General features: G+C 43.8%; 16 protein-coding genes and 1 pseudogene. 8 read left to right on the top strand and 9 right to left on the bottom strand.

Translation table 11 applies throughout. The annotated features are described in order from the left end of the window. Positions 1-96 precede the first annotated feature (96 nt). The 4 genes from L1D55_RS10690 to L1D55_RS10705 form a co-directional block, all read right to left on the bottom strand. Positions 97-606, bottom strand: a complete 510-nt coding sequence (locus L1D55_RS10690) for a YchJ family protein (protein WP_239917408.1) — start codon at positions 604-606, stop codon at positions 97-99. A 113-nt stretch (positions 607-719) separates the two neighbouring features. Continuing rightward, positions 720-1,931, bottom strand: a complete 1,212-nt coding sequence (locus L1D55_RS10695; RefSeq protein ID WP_128161290.1) for an EAL domain-containing protein — start codon at positions 1,929-1,931, stop codon at positions 720-722. A 111-nt stretch (positions 1,932-2,042) separates the two neighbouring features. Beyond that, positions 2,043-2,789 (bottom strand): UDP-2,3-diacylglucosamine diphosphatase, encoded by a 747-nt coding sequence (gene lpxH, locus L1D55_RS10700; protein ID WP_239917409.1) that lies wholly within the window; start codon positions 2,787-2,789, stop codon positions 2,043-2,045. An 84-nt stretch (positions 2,790-2,873) separates the two neighbouring features. Beyond that, positions 2,874-3,368 (bottom strand): peptidylprolyl isomerase, encoded by a 495-nt coding sequence (locus tag L1D55_RS10705; RefSeq protein ID WP_004742032.1) that lies wholly within the window; start codon positions 3,366-3,368, stop codon positions 2,874-2,876. A 189-nt stretch (positions 3,369-3,557) separates the two neighbouring features. Between L1D55_RS10705 and cysS the strand changes: the two genes are divergently transcribed. The 3 genes and pseudogenes from cysS to L1D55_RS10720 all read left to right on the top strand — a co-directional run bounded on the left by cysS (position 3,558) and on the right by L1D55_RS10720 (position 6,121). Then, complete coding sequence (gene cysS / locus L1D55_RS10710) at positions 3,558-4,943, top strand: cysteine--tRNA ligase (RefSeq protein WP_128161287.1); 1,386 nt, start codon at positions 3,558-3,560, stop codon at positions 4,941-4,943. A gap of 97 nt (positions 4,944-5,040) precedes the next feature. After that, a complete protein-coding gene (locus tag L1D55_RS10715) occupies positions 5,041-5,619 on the top strand; it encodes a thymidine kinase (RefSeq protein ID WP_004742035.1) in 579 nt (192 codons plus the stop codon). A 197-nt stretch (positions 5,620-5,816) separates the two neighbouring features. Next, positions 5,817-6,121 (top strand): annotated as a pseudogene (locus tag L1D55_RS10720) (transposase). 82 nt (positions 6,122-6,203) lie between these two features. Here the strand turns inward: L1D55_RS10720 and L1D55_RS10725 are convergent. From L1D55_RS10725 to L1D55_RS10735, 3 genes are all read right to left on the bottom strand, one after another. Next, a complete protein-coding gene (locus L1D55_RS10725; protein WP_239917410.1) occupies positions 6,204-6,851 on the bottom strand; it encodes a YdcF family protein in 648 nt (215 codons plus the stop codon). After that, positions 6,844-7,698: an NAD(P)H-binding protein gene (locus L1D55_RS10730; RefSeq protein WP_239917411.1), complete on the bottom strand. Its 855-nt coding sequence runs from the start codon at positions 7,696-7,698 to the stop codon at positions 6,844-6,846. Before L1D55_RS10730 ends, L1D55_RS10725 begins: the two co-directional genes overlap by 8 nt. 114 nt (positions 7,699-7,812) lie before the next feature. Continuing rightward, positions 7,813-8,043 carry a TIGR02647 family protein gene (locus L1D55_RS10735; RefSeq protein WP_004742038.1) on the bottom strand — a complete coding sequence of 77 codons (231 nt, stop codon included), beginning with the start codon at positions 8,041-8,043 and terminating at the stop codon, positions 7,813-7,815. Positions 8,044-8,303: 260 nt separating this feature from the next. Here L1D55_RS10735 and L1D55_RS10740 point away from each other — a divergent pair, with 260 nt between their 5' ends. Beyond that, a complete protein-coding gene (locus L1D55_RS10740) occupies positions 8,304-9,608 on the top strand; it encodes an ATPase (RefSeq protein WP_239917412.1) in 1,305 nt (434 codons plus the stop codon). Between the two features lie 362 nt (positions 9,609-9,970). Then, entirely contained in the window at positions 9,971-10,813 is an 843-nt protein-coding gene (focA, locus tag L1D55_RS10745; protein ID WP_102424892.1) for a formate transporter FocA, read from the top strand. Positions 10,814-11,112: 299 nt separating this feature from the next. On the opposite strand, the gene L1D55_RS10750 is transcribed toward focA, so the two are convergent. Next, positions 11,113-11,907, bottom strand: coding sequence for an ABC transporter permease (locus L1D55_RS10750; RefSeq protein WP_239917413.1), 795 nt, complete (start codon positions 11,905-11,907; stop codon positions 11,113-11,115). A 437-nt stretch (positions 11,908-12,344) separates the two neighbouring features. Here L1D55_RS10750 and torE point away from each other — a divergent pair, with 437 nt between their 5' ends. Genes torE through torA form a run of 3 tightly spaced genes read left to right on the top strand, consistent with a single transcriptional unit; the run spans position 12,345 to position 16,246 of the window. After that, on the top strand, positions 12,345-12,527 hold the full coding sequence (torE, locus tag L1D55_RS10755) for a trimethylamine N-oxide reductase system protein TorE (RefSeq protein WP_239917414.1): 183 nt from the start codon (positions 12,345-12,347) through the stop codon (positions 12,525-12,527). A 50-nt stretch (positions 12,528-12,577) separates the two neighbouring features. Next, complete coding sequence (torC, locus tag L1D55_RS10760) at positions 12,578-13,759, top strand: pentaheme c-type cytochrome TorC (protein WP_128161250.1); 1,182 nt, start codon at positions 12,578-12,580, stop codon at positions 13,757-13,759. Positions 13,760-13,783: 24 nt separating this feature from the next. Then, entirely contained in the window at positions 13,784-16,246 is a 2,463-nt protein-coding gene (torA, locus tag L1D55_RS10765) for a trimethylamine-N-oxide reductase TorA (protein WP_239917415.1), read from the top strand. A 268-nt stretch (positions 16,247-16,514) separates the two neighbouring features. Here torA and L1D55_RS10770 read toward each other — a convergent pair whose 3' ends face one another. Next, the gene (locus L1D55_RS10770; protein ID WP_239917416.1) at positions 16,515-17,729 is read right to left on the bottom strand and encodes a putative manganese transporter; all 1,215 of its coding nucleotides are present in this window, start codon (positions 17,727-17,729) and stop codon (positions 16,515-16,517) included. Positions 17,730-17,912 lie beyond the last annotated feature (183 nt).

The raw sequence follows: 17,912 nt of genomic DNA on the forward strand, positions 1-17,912 counted from the left end.
ATCCTGTGTGCCTCTCACATTTAGGCCTCGTCATTCGGAGGAGCCTGAGCGACATCAGGAATCTCTTCTTCTAATCTGACTTCCTATGCGTACGAGTTAGCCGCAGCACTTCTTGTATTTCTTACCGCTGCCACAAATACACGGGTCATTGCGGCCGATCTTAAAGCTTTCGACGGTTTGGTTTAGGCGAGGGTCAATCTCAGGCTCAGGTTGGCTTTGTTCTGGAAACTCACCATCGATATAGAACCAAAGGCCGTTTTCACGAACGAAACGAGAGCGTTCTTGCATGCAGTATTGCGCGCCATCTTCATTAAAATAGGCTTTAAATTCAACATAGCCCTCGTTTGCGTGGGAACCAGCAGCAGTGTCGATAACTTCTAGACCAGCCCAATCACTGTTGATCGAATCTGCAATGCCTTCTCTTTGTGCTTCTGCATTGCAGCTAGGGTGGTAGGTCGCAACCACATAATCGACCAACCCTAAAACATGCGCGGAATAACGCGAGCGCATCAACTGCTCTGGCGTTTCAACTGAGCTGTGATCAAGGTGTGCTGATTCACAGCACTGAGGGTAAGTATTGTTGCTACCACATGGGCATAAAGACATAGTCAGATCCTGTAAAAATGGCCTCTAAATAAGAGGCCATAAATGAATGCGCTGGAGTTTAACAAGAAATCAAGGTCCACTAAAGAGGACGTTTCTACCAAGCCAATGGTTGATTAAGCTGGAGCTAATAAATCTTGCGCCCAAGCTGTTGCTTCGTCATAGGCGAGACCGAGTTGAGCCTCACTGAGCTTGAGGAGTTTACGAATGCGAGTCGCTTCTTCCCATCGAGCTTGTTCATAAGCAACAACCATGGCTAAGACCGCACCTAATACACCTTTGCGCAGTATTAGTGCTTGTTTTATCTCTTCGTCAATTGGCACAGAATCCAGTACCTGTTTTAACGGTTGGTCAAACAACGAATCTAATAACGAGAACATCCCGGTTAAGAAAGCTTGTCCTGGCTCCACTTTAACGTTCATTTTTTCGACTAACAGTTCACACTGGCGAGCGCGAATGACAGCTAAGCCGTAAAGTGAGTCAGGTTTGTCTTCCTTCGCAGACGCAATCGCAACAAGAGAGACAAATTTACGCAGCTTCTGCTCTCCCAGATAAACTAATGCTTGTCGGAAAGAGCGAATGGTCGTCGCTGAGCCACCTGCCGAGTTTACGTAGGTAAGCAGCTTATATGAAAGCGTAACATCTAAGGTGATCAGTCGTTCTACTTCGCCAAAATCAATAGGATCGTTGGCGATCTCTTTTAACAATTGCACGATAGTTAAGAAAGCTGGATTGAGTGCACGAGTCTGAATCATCTCTGGCTTGCTAAAAAAGTAGCCTTGGAAGTAGCTGAAACCCGCTCTATTTGCTTCTTGATATTCCTCATAAGTCTCTACTTTTTCAGCAAGAAACTTAATATCTAACCCTTTCATTGAGCTCATGAACATCGAAGCTTTTTCAATAGAGACCAAACGAATATCGAATTTGATAATTGATACGTAAGGTAGGAAACGTTTCCAAGCCTTACTTGGCACAAAGTCATCTAATGCAATAGTGTAGCCAGCATCATAGATAGTCTTGATCGCCTCAAGTAACTCGTCAGTTGGTTCGCAGTCTTCTAGAACTTCAACGACTAAGCTTTCTTTGGGGAACAGAGTAGGGACTAAGTTGATTAAGCTTGCATAAGGGAAGTTAACGAAACCAAGCTTATCACCCAATGTATTGTAGTGAGTCGATAAGAAGTGGTCAGATAGCAAACGACTAGTAGCGAGTTCCGGTTCTACTTCAGGGAAAGTGTTCTTAGGACCATCCCTGAATAGCAACTCGTAACCTATGGTTTTCTTGTCTGCATCGAGTATTGGTTGACGCGCTACGTATGAATATTTCAACTTGGTACTGTGTTCGGTTTATTTCAGATAGAGAGATAATAGCTAATTCACTAGAAATTACCATACACAATCTAAGAAAGTCTGACCCACTATAATAATCAAACTGAAAGTTTAAGGCTGTTGTTGAAAGCTATTGCTAAACGCTCGATTCTGTAGTTCAAAACTTTGCGGAGTAAACACCAGTACAGAGCCTTGTGTATACCAATCACCAAGTACGATACGAGTTTTAGTGCAATTATTAGCATCAAAAGTGTGGACGTTTGGACGATGGGTATGGCCGTGGATCATGAGATCAACATTGTTTTTCTCCATCACGTTTTTGACCTCTTGCTGCGTCACATCCATGATGTCTAGCGACTTAGTCTGCTTATCATCTTTAATATCAGACTGAACTTTTGAAACGATTTTCTTTTTAATAAAGAATGGAATTCTGTTGAAGATCCACTGTAGCCAAGGTTGATGTACTTTCTCACGGAAAGCGAGGTACTTTACGTCTTCAGTACATAGAGTGTCACCATGCAGTACCACGGCTTTTTGCCCGTAGATATCGATAGTCGTCACTTCGTCTAGAAGCTCCACACCAGTCTGCTTGGCAAATCTTTTGCCGACTAAAAAGTCACGGTTACCTTGCGTGAAGTAACAAGGGACACCAGTTTTCACCAAATCGATAAATGCTTGGCGAATAGAATTGGCGAATTCACTCTTATCGTCATCACCAATCCAGAATTCAAACAGATCACCTAATACATAGAGTGCATCCGCTTCTACCGCTTCATTCTTCATGAAGGTTAGAAAGCAGTCCGTGATGTCTTGACGTGACGGAGCAAGGTGAAGGTCTGATATAAAATATGTTTTCATAGGTCTAAAAAAAGGGAGCGATTCGCTCCCTGTATCCTGAATTTATCGGCTCATCAATTATTAATACTAACCGAAAGCAAGTAATTAAGCTTCGATTGTAGTACCAGTGATGATCACTTCTTCTAGTGGTACGTCTTGGTGCATACCCATAGAACCAGTGCTAACACCTTTGATCTTGTTTACTACGTCCATGCCTTCTACAACTTCTGCGAATACACAGTAACCCCAACCGTCTAGGCTTTCGCTGCGGAAGTTAAGGAAAGAGTTGTCGTTTACGTTGATGAAGAACTGAGAGCTCGCTGAGTGCGGTTCCATAGTACGAGCCATTGCTAGCGTACCAACTTTGTTCGCTAGACCGTTGTTTGCTTCGTTCTTGATAGTTGCGCGAGTCGCTTTTTCTTTAAGGCCAGAAGTCATGCCGCCGCCTTGAATCATGAAACCATCGATAACACGGTGGAATAGTGTGTTGTCGTAGAAACCGTCACGGCAATACTGTAGGAAGTTTGCGCTTGTTTCTGGTGCTTTTTCTTCGTTTAGTTGAACTTTGATGTCACCAAAATTTGTGTGAAGGATGATCATGATTGTTACCTTACTGTCTTTTTAATATGAAAGGCGATTCTAGCCTAGTTTGATTGAGTTTCAAAATACGAAATCGTCAATAGATAACAAGGAGTTTAGCTGATTTGATGGTGAAAGGTATTACCTATTAAGGTATGACTTGTTATACTGCGAGCTTATTTTGATTAATCCATAAAATAGATAGAGATCATGCTAAAGATATATAACACACTCACAAGACAGAAAGAGGAATTCAAACCAATTACAGCTGGCAAAGTCGGCATGTATGTCTGTGGGGTAACCATCTACGATCTCTGTCATATTGGTCATGGCCGTACGTTCGTTTCTTTCGACGTTGTGACTCGCTACCTGCGTTACTTAGGTTACGACCTAACGTTCGTTCGTAACATCACAGACATCGACGACAAAATCATTAAGCGTGCGAACGAAAACGGTGAGTCTTGCGATTCTCTGACTGAGCGCCTAATCGGTGAAATGCACGCTGACTTCGATGCGTTGAACATGAAGCGTCCAGACGTAGAGCCTCGTGCGACGGAATTCATCACAGAAATCATCGAGCTTGTTGAAAAGCTGATTGAACGTGGTTTTGCTTACGTAGCAAGCAACGGCGACGTAATGTTCGAAGTTAAGAAGTTTGACGAGTACGGTAAGCTTTCTAAGCAGGACCTAGAGCAACTTCAAGCTGGTGCGCGTGTTGATGTTGAATCAGCAAAACGTAGCCCATTAGACTTCGTTCTTTGGAAGATGTCTAAGCCAGGTGAACCTACATGGGAATCGCCATGGGGCCCAGGTCGTCCAGGTTGGCACATTGAATGTTCAGCAATGAACTCGTCTATTCTTGGCAACCACTTCGATATCCACGGTGGCGGTTCTGATCTACAGTTCCCACACCACGAGAACGAAATCGCACAATCTTGCTGCGCACACGGCACTCAGTATGTAAATACTTGGATGCACAGTGGTATGGTGATGGTAGATAAAGAGAAGATGTCTAAGTCTCTAGGTAACTTCTTCACTATCCGTGACGTGCTGGCGCATTACGATGCTGAAACGGTTCGTTACTTCCTAATGTCTGGTCACTACCGTAGCCAACTTAACTACAGCGAAGATAACTTGAACCAAGCTCGTGCATCACTTGAGCGTCTATACACGTCACTTCGTGGTCTAGATCTTACTGCTGCACCAGCTGGTGGTGAAGAGTACGTAACTCGTTTCTCTACTGCGATGAACGATGACTTCAACACGCCAGAAGCATACTCAGTGCTGTTTGAAATGGCTCGTGAAATCAACCGCATCAAGACAGAAAGCATTGAAAAAGCAAGTGGACTTGGCGCATTGATGCGTGAACTAGCGGATATTATCGGTATTCTTCACCAAGACCCAGAAGCTTTCCTACAAGGTGATGCAGCTGGTAATGATGACGAAGTGGCTGAAATCGAAGCTCTGATCAAACTGCGTAACGACTCTCGTGCTTCTAAGGATTGGGCAAATGCTGACCTTGCACGTGATAAGTTAAACGAATTAGGTATCGTTCTGGAAGATGGCCCAGAAGGTACGACTTGGCGTCGTAAGTAAATCTTATAAAAAGGGCTGATTTTCAGCCCTTTTTTCTAGCAAAAATTCTCTAATTTCATCTTTTCTATATTCAACTTTATTAAACAGGAATATTTCTGTGGCTCAGATGTATTTTTACTACTCAGCAATGAATGCGGGTAAATCGACAACGCTTCTTCAATCTTCATTCAACTACCAAGAGCGCGGCATGACGCCTGTGATCTTTACAGCGGCACTCGATGATCGCTACGGTATTGGTAAAGTGAGCTCTCGAATTGGTCTGCAGTCTGAAGCGCAGCTTTTTAAGAATGACACGAATCTTTTCGAAGCGATTAACGAGCTGAACGAGGAAGAAAAGCGTCACTGTGTACTGATCGATGAGTGTCAATTCTTGTCGAAAGAGCAGGTATATCAGCTAACAGAAGTAGTTGATAAACTGCATATTCCTGTACTGTGCTACGGTTTACGTACCGATTTTCTAGGTGAGTTATTTGAAGGCAGCCGTTACTTGCTGTCTTGGGCAGATAAACTGGTTGAGCTTAAAACTATCTGTCACTGTGGCCGCAAAGCGAATATGGTCATTCGTACTGATGAGCACGGTGTCGCGATCGCGGAAGGTGATCAAGTAGCGATTGGTGGTAACGACAAATACGTGTCTGTATGTCGTCTTCACTACAAAGAAGCGCTAGGTAAGTAAACGCTTCTTAAGTCCTGTGGCAATAGCTGAAAGGCAAAGTGATAAAAAAGAAACGGTGGCTTAGTGCCACCGTTTTTGTTTTCAGCCCTAAACCACCTACTTCAGTAGGTGGTTATCATTCAGTTTGGCTTTGCCTGTAGTTCTACCCATGTTAAATGCTCCCTTGATTTTTAGCGAAGTCAAAGAGGACAAATAACATGAGCAGATATAATCAAGCTTCCCACGTATTTTGGAGATGTCAATATCACATAGTGTGGACACCAAAGTATCGATTTAGGATTTTGAAAAACAATGTAGGTAAAGAAGTTTATCGATGTNAATAGCTTTAAAACTCTTTAGTAAATTTCCATATTTAAGGAGAAACAAACTCTGGGGTAACCACTTTTGGCAAAGGGGCTATTTTGTCGATAGCGTAGGGGTTAATGAAGAAATCATTCGACGCTATGTAAGACATCAAGAGAAAAAAGAGCGCGTGGAGCAGCAGCAACTGGCGTTGGACTAAACAAAGGCCCCCTTTTAGGGGGCTCACACAAAGCCACCTTCTTTAGAAGGTGGTAATTTACTTTCTTGTTGGTTATCGCTATCTATTCAAAGCCGAGCTTCTTGATCGCTTGATAGGCGTGATCCACTTCCTCAGGGATTGGCATTTCAATCTGGAAACCTTTAGCGGGGTACGATTTGATGCGTTCAAAATCCGCCACCAACGCGCCTAGCACCATATCTAATGGTAACTCCTCATTAAAGTAATCGACCCAGTCCTGCCATTTGGAAGTGACTGTTATTTCCGCTGTGTCTTCAGGCCATTGCTTGCTGAAGGTCGCGTAGGTTCGCTTCTCCATAAAGGGCTTCTGCACTAAGGTCAGCCTTTTAGGAGATAATCCTAGCTCAGTAAGTAACTCGTGTGTGAAACGGACATTCTCTCCCGTATTTGTCGCGTGCTTTTCGATCACGATGTCAGAATCAGGCACGCCACAGTCTCTAGCAATGGCTGCAAAAGTTTCTGCTTCCGAGCGTTCAAAACTGCCTTCAGTAAATCTTCCGACGCCTCCAGAAAACACGATATAAGGCGCGACCTTTTGCTCGTAAAGCTCAGCAGCATATTCAGCAACGCGAGTGTCGTTACTGCACAATACAAAAATACAATCTGAAGGCTCAACCTTGTGTCCCATAGACATGAAATTCCAAAGGGTATCGATTGAGCGGTGTAGGTTCTTTGAGGATGGCTTAGTCATGAAGAGCGTCCAATGTGGATTCAAATTTAAATGAATAACCTAAATCGAGGATCTTTTTCGAAGAAATCAGTTTATCTGGTTCATTAACAACAGGCGGAAGTGGCTCACTACTGTTGGCACTTTTTAAAGCGGCAGCGTAGAACTCAGCTTTGCTTACCGTGTTTGGTGTCGTCACATTTGCGATTTCGTTATGCAGGTGGCTTATCGCAAAATCAACCGCGCCAATGGCATCATCAAGGTGCAGCATATTCGCAGGGGCTTGGTTACTCACTTGTTTGAGTTTACTGGCAAAGCGCGATGGATGGCGATTTGGGCCAATTAATCCACTAAAGCGAAGAATGGTGTAATCAATACCAGAATCCATCACTGACTGTTCAGCTTGAAGCATGATTCGTGCGTTATCGGAGAATGTGCAAGTGTCATTGCTGTCAGCGTTCGCAAGGGCGAGTGATGCATCCTGCTCGTACAAGATACCCGGCTTAGTTGGGTACACCGTTGTTGAACTGACCATAATCAGCTTCTTAATATTGGCTTGCTGACAAGCTTTAGTCAGTAGCTGCCAATAGTCTGCATACTCTTTCCCAGCGCCTTTTCTAAAACCAGGAGGGAAGCTCCCAATCACTATCTCGGTATTGTGTTCGAGCAGTAAAGAATAGAGTTGTCCGACGGTTTGGTCTGGGTTTGACGAATCAAAGCTGAATACCTCGCAGGGAATACGTTCACTGCCGATCGTATCTGCACCTGCTTGGGTCGTTTTAGTGACGACGACGCGGTTACCATGTCTCTCTAGGTGTTCAGATAAAGGCGCGCCTACCCATCCAGCACCAACAATAAATATAGAAGCCATCTGTTCCTCACAACTGAAATTGATGGATTTACAATAAGCCTAACAAACCTTTGGCCAAAAATGAAAAAACTCCACGGCCGAAGCAAGTGGAGTTTTTACAATGACAGTCGCGCTTTATTTAAGTACGCGAAGCAGCTTGTCTGCACGCTCTGCCATCTCAATACCTTCATCGGTTAGGTAACCGCCGTCTGGCTGAGTACAAAGGTTCTTTTCGAATAGGCGCTTAACAGCGTCTTGAGTTTCTTGGCTAGCCTCTTGATGAACTTTAATACCCGTAGCTGCGCTACTTACATCAAATTGAAGAAGGAGGTTTAAATCAGCAATATGTTCAGCGGTGTACTTCATAATTAACCTATATATTCATAACGTTCTCTACCTTCACCTTAGTGCGCATTCTCGGCTCAGGCAACAGCAAATAAATAGATTTGATAACTGATACCAAATTGAATGATTAATCGTCGTATGGTGAACTTATTTTGGTTGTATTGAGTGATTTGTGCCCACTTAAATGGCGAATGATGTTTATTGCTAAGTGGTTGTAATATATTGTGTGACTAGAAATATATTGCATTCGGCTAATATTGTACAAAAAAGGAAATGCATCAGTGAGAGCGAACAAATTAGCATTGGTAATTTGTATGCTATTTGCAATCTCAGGTTGTCAAAGCACACCCTCAGAGCAGACAGACGCAAGTCAAACCACAAACAACAATGAATCTGCAGTAGAGGTCCGTTCGTTTCATTCTGTACAAGTTGTCTATACAGAGTGGCAGTCAAAGCTGGAAAACCACGCTCAATTGTCTCTTTATGCTCCAGAGAATTACAATGAACTTCTCGACGCATGGGAAGACGCGGAAAGTATTTATGCCGATTTACTCAAAGACGAGACGCGTCTTACTAAGAGTTATTCAATCTTCTCGAGCTTAACTTACGCTGAAGCCTTCGATGAGAAGATTGCGTTAATCAAATCAAACTATGATGCGATTCTCGTGCTTAAGGAAAAGGCGGATAGGGTGCTTGCCGATTCGATCGTGCAAATGGATTACCTCAAATATCTTGGTGCTGACACTATGTTCGCTTCGAGTTACAAACGATTGTATTCAGAATACAGCGAGCTATTTGAGTATGTGTTAGTCGATGAACTAGAGGATGCTCAAGAAGCTCAAGTTGAGTTCCTTAATAATGCACGCTTGTTGGAAGTGAAAGTTGCACACAAGAAATACATCGAACCGCTTAAAGACGAATTAGAGTACTTAGAAGATGAAGACTTTGACGATGTCGTACCGTTGACTTTTGCTAAGGCCGCTGCACAAATCACACTAGCTGAGAATCAGGTCAAAGCGAGCCCTCGTGAAAAGTCGATTATCGAAGACGCAGTAAAAGCCGCAGAGTTTGAGTTGGACCACGTACGAAGCGTTGCTCATGAAGTAAAAGTACTTGCGAGTGTTAAAGGGGACAAGTTCGAACAATCGGTGCTGAATGCTGAGAATCAGTTACTGAGCATCTCACAGGCGATCAATGAAGAAGATTATCGTGACGTAGTACTGCGTCTTCAGTCTCAGAAGATTGTTTCAAGTATAAATGAGCTTAAAAGTTCAGATATGACAGCCATGCTAAAATCTGAGATTGAATCTTTAACTGGCCAGCTCGCGCAGTTAGACAGAGAAAACCAGCTACAGGCTCAACAATTGTCTGAGGCAACAAAACGTAGTGAACTTCTAGACGAACAAGTAGCCAAGAGTGATGCACATATTAAGAGCTTGGAAGAGCTGGTGGATAGTTTGAAGACTCTAGGCGGGAAGGTCGCTAATGAAAGTGATTCTGAACTGACGCCTACTAGCAGTGAGTCAGATCTTGAAGAGACAAGGTTAGAATCGGTATCAGATGAAGTGGTTGCCCCGTCGGTTTAGGACAACAAATCTCTTAATCTGTGACTGAGTTAAAAGCGCCTGAGGGCGCTTTTTTACGTTCTGTTGATCTATGTCAAAATCTGGATGCAAAAGCCCTAAAAATACGTTTTTAGTGTACGTCATTTTTATTGTTTTAACGTAACTTGTTGATATTTAAAGATGTGTTGTTTTTATTGGTAACAGGTTTTCATTCATCACAGTTTTGCTTTTACTACTAAAGTCGTATGAAATTTCAATATCATTGTGAGTTTTGCATATTCTTGGTTGTTGAGCGGAATTTGAGTCAAAAATAGCTCTTGAATTCAGAAATGAAAGAGAGGATTATCGCGCTCCCGACGACATGTTTCAAAATGTAAATCATCATGAATCTAAACCAATTTGACTCATTATTACCGCCACAAATGGCTGAGCGCGCTGCAGATATTGGCGTAGGTAAAGCAACTAAAGATCCAATCAAATCTTTTCTACTAGCGATTTCAGCTGGTATCCATATCGGTATTGCGTTTGTGTTTTACACCATCGTTACTACTGGTGCTGGCGATTTGCCATGGGGTATCACTCGCCTGTTGGGCGGTCTAGCATTTAGCTTGGGCTTAATTCTTGTTGTTGTCACTGGTGGTGAACTGTTTACAAGTTCTGTACTTACTTTGGTGGCTCGTGCAAGTGGTAAAATCACTTGGAAAACACTAATTAAGAACTGGGCGACGGTTTATATTGGTAACCTGATTGGGGCACTATTGCTCGTAACTTGTATGCTATTGACTAAGCAATACATGTTTGATCATGGGCAAGTTGGTTTAAACGCGATGGCGATTTCTCAACATAAGATGCATCACGATTTTATCCAAGCTGTCGCGCTAGGCATCATGTGTAACGTGTTGGTTTGTATTGCGGTGTGGATGACTTTCAGTGGACGCACGCTGACTGACAAAATCGCGGTAATGATCTTGCCAGTTGCGATGTTTGTATCATCAGGCTTTGAGCACTGTATTGCGAATATGTTCCAAGTACCGCTTGCTATCGGCATTAAGACATTCGCTCCTGCTGAGTTCTGGACGATGACTGGCGCAAACCCTGCAGACTATGTTGACCTTAATATGATGGATTTTTTGACCAATAACCTGCTGCCTGTGACTTTAGGTAATATCATCGGTGGTGGTATCTTTGTTGGCATGTGGTATTGGATGATTTATCTACGCGACTAATTCAAGCTCGGTGATTGCACCGAACTGACTGTGACACTAAAAAGACGGCCTGCATCGCAGGCCGTTTTTTATTTGTGGAAAACCATGTCATGGGGTTCTCTCGTGAAGAAGAGAAGGCCTAGTCACTACGATCTACAGATGTGTATATGTCGTTGAAATTAACCAAGGATCAAAGGGAATGATCTTTTGGGTGGGGGAGTTGGATAAAAAAGGATCTATATTGATTTGGTTATCCACAGTTTCTGTGGATAACCTGTCTCAAATTCAGTGAGTAACCAGATCTCACGGTAGGGGAGCGGCTATTTAGAAGCCTGAATTTGTGCAAGAACTCGACCTTCTTTGGTCAGTGATGTCTTTAAAGATAGTTGTAACGCAAGCGCCAAAGAGCAACTCATCATGACAAAAATAGCTAGCATGATCATCAGTTGATATTTAATAGCGATCATTGGTGAAGCCCCACCTAGAATTTGTCCTGTCATCATTCCTGGTAGCGTTACTAAGCCGGTAGTGGTCATTGACGCCATAATTGGTGACATCGCCTTCTGTATTGCATTGCGTACAAATGGCGCGGCTGCGTAACTCGGTGCGGCTCCTAGGGCTATAGCTGCTTCATATTCTGATTTTTGTATTTGGAAAGCGCCAAACAAGTTCTGTAGTGCCACTATATTACTGCTCAAGCTGTTACCTAATAGCATCCCTGCAATGGGGATAAGGTATTGTGCACTAAACAACGGTGTCGGCTTGATGATAAAGAAGCAGATAAACAAAACAATGGGTACGCACGTTACAGCAAGACCAACAGCGACTGGGCCAAGTAGCAGCTTTCTAGGCAGCTTGGATTTTTCGACAATGGAACTTGCTCCGACGACTATCATGGCAAACAACCACAGTAAGTTGACCCATAAGCTATTTAGAGTAAATAGGTACTCTAGATAAAGCCCTACCAGAAAGAGCTGTACAGCCATACGCACAATACTAATAGAAGCCTCTTTGCCTAGACCTAATTTCAGTTTGTGATTAATGGTGATCGGTAAGATGAGAAGTGAGCTAAATAGCAGTAACTGCCACCAAGATATGTCGATAACGTCTTGCATAGTGCTTCCTTTTTATTGGACACACATCATATCTGAAAGTGCCAAATGATGCATTTCAGCCTGCGGGCTTTTGATTCAATTGTTACGCAAGAATTTAACAATTGCAGCACAAAACCTTGGTTATTTGATGCATTTTTAGCTACTACTTAGTAGGTAAAACGTTAAAATTAGTTACAATAGAGTTTCATAAGTGTTGGTTTTTAACATCTGTGAAATATACTTAATTCTTCACATTTGTTAATACTTTTTAATATGTTTCTTTAACTGAAAACAACTCTGGATGAGCTCAAAAAAGTATTGATTAGCAAGGGTTATAACGGGAGATTTCATTGAACCCTACTTTGAGTATGGTCTAAAATTTGTTGTTAGAAACTGATGAACTTTAGCCCCTTAGAATGGGCTTATCGAAATTACTAAATACAAAATAGGCAAAATGTATGAGTGATGTTAATAAAATTGAAACTGGCGAAAAACGCTCGCTGGAGTGGAAGTCATTCCTCTTCATCGCAGTGGTTCTCTTTCCTGTGTTGAGTGTTGCTTTTGTAGGTGGCTACGGCTTTATAGTTTGGGCGCTTCAAGTGTTCGTATTCGGACCTCCAGGTGCTCACGGCGGCATGTAATGCCCTCACGTAACAACATTTTTTAGACCAAATATTTAAGAGAGCTAATCATGAAGTCATTTTTAGTTAAACTGTGGCGCACTATGACTCGCCCTGCAGTACACATCAGCCTTGGTGTACTAACCATGGGTGGTTTTATCGCGGGTGTTATCTTCTGGGGTGGTTTCAACACCGCTTTAGAGCACACTAACACAGAAGAATTCTGTATCAGCTGTCACACTATGCGTGACAACGTATACGTAGAACTACAAGAAACAGTTCACTGGAAAAATACATCTGGTGTACGTGCTACTTGTCCTGACTGTCACGTTCCTCACGAATGGACAGCAAAAATCGCTCGTAAGATGCAAGCATCTAAAGAAGTATTCGCACAAGTTTTCGGTGACCTAGATACACCTGAGAAATTCGAAGCACGTCGTATCGAGTTGGCAAAACACGAATGGGATCGTTTCTCTGCAAACAAATCTCTAGAGTGTAAAAACTGCCACAACTACGATTCTATGGATTTCGACAACATGCGTCCTACTGCGCGTATTCAAATGAAGAATGCAGCAGAGCGTGACCAAAGCTGTGTTGATTGTCACAAAGGTATTGCACACAACCTTCCATTAGATATGGAATCGGCAAGTGGTATCGTTGGTGAGCTTGAGCAAGTTGCTAGCAGCACTTCTTACTCGAACGGTGCAGAAGTGATTTCAATTCGTCACCTTCCAATGTACACGGATGAGACTGCAACAGTTGAAGCGGGTCTACTAAGCCCTGCGAGTAAAGTTGCTGTTATCGACGAGAAAGGCGACATGATCAAGATTCAAATCGACGGTTGGCGTAAAGCGAAAGGCTTCGGACGTGTAATCCAAGAAGACTTCGGTATGAACATCTCAACGGCGATCTTGACAAAAGAAGTATCTCAAAGTGACGTAATCACTGTTGGTGAGAAGAAAGAAGATGAGCTAACTGGCCTTCCATGGGAAGAAGTTAACCTAGCACTTTGGATGAAGAAAGAGTCTATGGTTGATAACTTCGATCCAATCTGGAACGCAGCTGGTCAAGCGTACCAATCTAACTGTTCAACTTGTCACTCACAACCAGATGAAGCGCACTTCAGTGCTAACGGTTGGGTAGGCATGCTAGATGGTATGATTGCATTCGTTAACTTCGACACAGATACAGAAGCATTGGTTCTTAAGTATCTACAGAAGCACTCATCAGATTTTTCTGAAGGCCATCACTAATAAGACGTCAATTGGAGTAACACAATGGCAATTACAAGAAGAAGTTTTCTGAAAGGTGTCGCAACGACTAGTGCGGCATCGGTTATCGGTCCAAGCTTATTGGCGTCGGCTTCAGCATCTGCTGCAGAAACAGACGGCACATGGAAAGTCTCTGGTTCTCACTGGGGTGCATTCCGAGCTCGCGTTTACGCGGGTAAAGTACAAGAAATTAAACCTCTAGAAATCGATCAGCACCCAACTGAAATGCTGAAAGGTATCAAGGGTATTATCTACAGCCCATCTCGTGTGCGTTACCCAATGGTTCGCCTAGATTGGTTTAAGAAGCATAAATACAGCGCAGACACGCGTGGTAACAACCGCTTTATTCGTGTGACTTGGGATGAGGCACTAGACCTTGTTTACCGCGAACTAGAGCGCGTACAGAAAGATTACGGTCCATGGGCGCTTCACACAGGTCAAACTGGTTGGAGACAAACTGGTCAGTTCCACAGCTGTACTAACCACATGCAACGTGCAATGGCGCTTCACGGTTACTCTGTGAAGAAAATCGGTGACTACTCGACAGGTGCTGGTCAAACGATCATGCCTTACGTACTAGGTTCTACTGAAGTTTATGCACAAGGTACATCTTGGGAACTTATCCTAGAAAACAGTGACAACATTGTTCTTTGGGGTAACGATCCAGTTAAAAACCTTCAAGTAGGTTGGACATGTGAGACTCACGAGTCGTTCGCATACCTAGAACAGCTGAAAGAAAAAGTTGCTAAGAAAGAAATCAACGTTGTTTCTGTTGACCCTGTTAAGAACAAAACAGGTCGTTACCTAGAAAACGAGCAGTTCTACATCAACCCACAAACTGACGTGGCGTTCATGCTTGGTGTTGCTCACGTACTTTACAATGAAGGTCTATACGACAAGAAGTTCATCGAAACTTACTGTCTAGGTTTTGAAGACTTCATCAAGTACGTTCAAGGTGAAACGAAAGACAAAGTTGAGAAGACGCCTGAGTGGGCTGCTGCTATCTGTGGCGCTAGCGCGGATTCTATCCGTGACTTCGCTAAGATGCTGGTTAACGGTCGTACACAGATTCTTGTTGGTTGGAGTATCCAACGTCAACAACACGGTGAACAGCCTTACTGGATGTGTGCAGTTATCGCGGCAATGGTTGGCCAAATCGGTCTACCTGGCGGTGGTATTTCTTACGGTCACCACTACTCTGGTATCGGTGTATCTTCAACTGGTTTCGCTGCTCCGGGTTCTTTCCCGCTGAACATCGATCAAGGTCAGAAGCCTAAGTACACAAACACAGATTACAACGGTTACAGCCGCGTAATCCCAGTTGCTCGTTGGGTTGATAGCTTGCTAGAGCCTGGTAAGAAGATCAAAGCGAATGGCGCAACGGTAACACTACCTGATATCAAGATGATGGTATTCAGTGGTAACAACCCGTGGCACCACCACCAAGATCGCAACAAGATGCGTAAAGCATTCAAGAGCCTACAAACTGTAGTTGCTGTTGATTTCGCTTGGACTGCAACTTGTCGTCACTCTGACATCGTGCTTCCTGCATGTACTCAGTGGGAACGTAACGATATCGATGGTTACGGCGCATACTCTGGCCGTGGTTTGATCGCGATGCACAAACTAGTGGATCCTCTGTTCCAGTCTAAGACTGACTTCGAGATCATGTCTAGCCTAACTAAGCGTTGGGGTCGTTACGACGATTACACGCGTGGTATGGACGAAATGCAGTGGGTTAAATCTCTCTACGACGAATGTCGCGCAGCAAACGAAGGCAGCTTCGAAATGCCTGAGTTCGCTGAGTTCTGGGAAAAAGGTTTCCTAGACTTCGGTAAAGGTAAGCCATGGACTCGTCACGCTTCATTCCGTGAAGATCCAGAGATCAATGCACTAGGTACACCTTCTGGTTTCATCGAAATCACAAGCCGTACTGTTGGCAACATGGGCTACGAGCACTGTCAAGAACACCCAATGTGGTTCGAGAAATCTGAACGTTCACACGGTGGTCCAGGCTCTGATAAACACCCGTACTGGCTACAATCTTGTCACCCAGACAAGCGTCTTCACTCTCAAATGTGTGAATCTGAAGAGTGGCGTGCGACTTACGCGGTACAAGGCCGTGAGCCAATCTACATCAACCCAGTTGATGCTAAGAAGAAAGGCATCAAAGACGGTGACGTAGTACGTGTGTTCAACGACCGTGGTCAACTACTAGCAGGTGCTGTTCTAATGGATAGCTACGCTCCTGGTGTTGTACGTATCGAAGAAGGTGCTTGGTACGGTCCGATCAACGAGAAAGTGGGCGCGCTAGATACATACGGCGATCCAAACACACTGACTCAAGACATCGGTACTTCTGAGCTAGCTCAAGCGACCTCAGCAAACACATGTTTGGTAGACTTCGAGAAGTTCCAAAGCAAACTGCCTCCAGTAACTTCATTCGGCGGTCCAATCGAAGTATCTTAAGTTCTGAGATAAACGTTTAAATTAAAGCCCCTGTAAGTACTCTTACAGGGGCTTTTTGTTTTTTAGCTATCCAACTTTGTATTTACGGTAAAGCATCGGTGGAGCGCGTTTAGAAGCGTATTGAGAGGTGAGGGATGAGAAGCTTGCCGGTTAGAGTCTGTTCTTAGATAAGAGCGGCTATAAGTGGTGATTATGATGACAAAGTATGAGAAAGCAAAAAGGTCGATACCAAGTACCGACCTAATAGAGACCTATCGAGCTGTGAGAGTTAAATCTCGAACATAAACCAATAACCGTACGCACAGATTAGAGCGGGTACACTGGAGTACAAGGTCGCGACCAGTGCCGCTTTAGGTGCCATCGCAATGGCAGGGAACAGGGCATCACCATCATTTGAAATTGCATTGCCTACCTGAGCTGAAAGGGGAAGTGCGCCTGAAAGGTAAAGACTAGTCACCAATAATTGTGGTCCACAGCCCGGTAGCAAACCCATCAGGACCCCAGCCAGGGGGAGCATCATTCCCCAGCTTGAGAATAGCGTCGCAAAATCAACATTTGCTATCACAGAGCCGAACTCAAAAAACAGAAAAGCAACCACGACCCACGCTGTAACAAAGTTCGTATCCTGCGCTGTTTTTTGTAGTGGATGAGAGCCTAGACATTTTTCGTCCTCACTTACCGCTGATTTGTAGTCTTTAATCTCACGAGTAAGACCCCACAAAAACATGGAGCTAATCAACAAGATAGCGCCAAGCCATTCCATCGACATTTCAGGTAAAGCGAGCAGTTGATTGACATCGACTTGAAATGAGCCGAGTAGGGCAACCGCAGCGCCTGGGATAATCAATACTGACCACAAGTAACCTTGCAAATTGATCGCTTTTTTAGAGACAGCTTCTTTGTCTTGTGATTGCGATGAACAGCTTCTAACAGGTTCATCATTCTCAACTTGTTTAGGACGTAAAAAGTCATCGGCGTGGAATAGGTTGATGATTCGACCTGAAGCGGTACCGACGATGACACCCATTGCCATCATAGCGAGGCCTGTTTTCGGTTCGCTGGCGATGAGTAGAAAGGCTGCATCGCCCATAGTAGACACCAACACAGCGACAACAGCACCGAAACCGAGCTTACCCGAGATAAATTGTGTGGTTACCACGATAGCACCACCACAACCGGGCAGCGCACCCATCAGAGCGGCAAATACAACTTGGTTGGAGCGAGATTGATGGACCAACTTACTGAATACGTTGTCTTTATTGATGTAGAGAGCTAGCCAGTGATAGACCGCCAGGGTTAGAGCAACATAACAAGACACGGCCCAGAAGGCGTCAGATAATGTGGTTACCGTAAGCTCTCGCGTAGCCGGTGCTGCAACTAGAGCGGCAAGTGAAATAGGCAAAAGCAGTCGCTTGAAAGAGAGTGAAAACTGAGTGGTTTTCGCAGTGCTACTACTTGGTAAAAATGAGATTAGTCGATCCATGGGTGTTACTCAAAAATAGGTGTCTAAAGATTAATATATACGAATGATAATAATTATCAATTGCATTCTTGGTTTTTTTCTCTATTCTTGAAGTGGGGAAAATCGACGAAACATGACCAAACTAAAAAAATAAGGTAAAGTGTGCCTAATAAAGAGAGGCTCTATAGGTAGAGTCGTAATTGT

Source organism: Vibrio sp. Isolate22, from assembly GCF_022398115.1.
Lineage (GTDB): Bacteria > Pseudomonadota > Gammaproteobacteria > Enterobacterales > Vibrionaceae > Vibrio.

Bases quoted from the DNA above. Each gene is read 5' to 3' on its own strand.
- L1D55_RS10705 (WP_004742032.1), bottom strand. From the start codon at position 3,368: ATGATCATCCTTCACACAAATTTTGGTGACATCAAAGTTCAACTAAAC.
- L1D55_RS10730 (WP_239917411.1), bottom strand. From the start codon at position 7,698: ATGGCTTCTATATTTATTGTTGGTGCTGGATGGGTAGGCGCGCCTTTA.
- cysS (WP_128161287.1), top strand. From the start codon at position 3,558: ATGCTAAAGATATATAACACACTCACAAGACAGAAAGAGGAATTCAAA.
- lpxH (WP_239917409.1), bottom strand. From the start codon at position 2,789: ATGAAAACATATTTTATATCAGACCTTCACCTTGCTCCGTCACGTCAA.
- L1D55_RS10750 (WP_239917413.1), bottom strand. From the start codon at position 11,907: ATGCAAGACGTTATCGACATATCTTGGTGGCAGTTACTGCTATTTAGC.
- L1D55_RS10770 (WP_239917416.1), bottom strand. From the start codon at position 17,729: ATGGATCGACTAATCTCATTTTTACCAAGTAGTAGCACTGCGAAAACC.
- L1D55_RS10690 (WP_239917408.1), bottom strand. From the start codon at position 606: ATGTCTTTATGCCCATGTGGTAGCAACAATACTTACCCTCAGTGCTGT.
- L1D55_RS10725 (WP_239917410.1), bottom strand. From the start codon at position 6,851: ATGACTAAGCCATCCTCAAAGAACCTACACCGCTCAATCGATACCCTT.
- L1D55_RS10735 (WP_004742038.1), bottom strand. From the start codon at position 8,043: ATGAAGTACACCGCTGAACATATTGCTGATTTAAACCTCCTTCTTCAA.
- torE (WP_239917414.1), top strand. From the start codon at position 12,345: ATGAGTGATGTTAATAAAATTGAAACTGGCGAAAAACGCTCGCTGGAG.
- focA (WP_102424892.1), top strand. From the start codon at position 9,971: ATGAATCTAAACCAATTTGACTCATTATTACCGCCACAAATGGCTGAG.
- torC (WP_128161250.1), top strand. From the start codon at position 12,578: ATGAAGTCATTTTTAGTTAAACTGTGGCGCACTATGACTCGCCCTGCA.
- torA (WP_239917415.1), top strand. From the start codon at position 13,784: ATGGCAATTACAAGAAGAAGTTTTCTGAAAGGTGTCGCAACGACTAGT.